This is a genomic window from Nocardia sp. NPDC003726 (genome assembly GCF_053586955.1).
Genome location: NZ_JBSFNF010000066.1, coordinates 1 through 1,238, shown reverse-complemented (window position 1 = coordinate 1,238; position 1,238 = coordinate 1). Strand labels below are relative to the sequence as shown.

At 67.5% G+C, this 1,238-nt stretch carries 1 protein-coding gene; it reads right to left on the bottom strand.

What is annotated here, in order from left to right:
• Positions 1-1,238 (bottom strand): condensation domain-containing protein (locus ACWDMM_RS33770; RefSeq protein WP_449941592.1); only part of this gene is annotated, 1,238 nt, incomplete at both ends.

The following is a 1,238-nucleotide window of genomic DNA, read 5'->3' as shown; positions in this document are numbered from 1 at the left end:
CGCTGGTCAGCACGCAGACCGGGGCGGCGTCTTCGAGCATGAACTCCAACCGCTGCACCGGATAGGTCGTATCGATCGGCAGATACGCCGCACCCGCGATCAACACACCCAGCAACGCGACCGGCAACTCCTCACTGCGCGCCACCGCCACCGCCACCACCGACTCCGGCCCCGCACCCACGGCGATCAACGCCCGCGCCACCTGATTCGCCCGCCGATGCAACTCACCGAAAGTCAACGTCGAATCACCGCAGCGGATCGCGACCGCGTCCGGCCGGTTACGCGCCTGGGTGGTGATCACATCCACCAACGTCACCTCCGGCACCAACGCCCCCGGAGTCGACCACTCGTGCAACACCAACTCCCGCTCACCGGGCGCGAGCACATCGATGTCGCCGACCGTGACGGTGGCATCGGCCGCGACCGCGGCCAGGATCCGGGTGAACCGATCGGCGAAATCCCGCACCGTCGCCGTGTCGAACAAATCCGTGGCATAGGTGAACGCCGCCGACAAACCACCCGGCCCACCCTCACGCCCCAACTGCTCGGCCACCGCCAACTGCAGATCGAACTTCGCCAACCCCACCGACAAATCCACCGGCGCCACCGACAACCCCGGCAACGCCAACTCCGGCACCGTCAAATTCTGGAACGTCAACATCACCTGGAACAACGGATGCCGCGCCGGCGACCGCGGCGGATCCAGCACCTCCACCAACCGCTCGAACGGCACATCCGCATGCCCGAACGCCGCCACATCCACCGCCCGCACCCCCGCCAGCAACTCGCTGAACCGCGCCGAGGGATCGATCTCGGTCCGCAACACCAACGTGTTGACGAACATCCCGATCAACTCGTCCAACGCCGCCTCACCCCGACCCGCCACCGGCGTCCCCACCGCGATATCCCGCGAATTCGACAACCGCGCCAACAACACCGCCAACGCCGCATGCACCACCATGAACACCGTCGCGTTGTGCTCGGCCGCGACCCGGCTCAACCCCGCATGCACCCCCGCATCCACCTCGAACCCCACCGTCGCCCCCTGATACGACGCCACCCCCGCACGCGCCCGATCCGCCGGCAACTCCAACTGCTCGGGCAACCCCGCCAACTGCTCCCGCCAATACCCCACCTGCGCCGCCAACACCGACGACGGATCCCGCTCATCCCCCAAAACCTCCCGCTGCCACAACGCGAAATCCGCATACTGCACCTCCAGCGCAGGCCACTGCGGC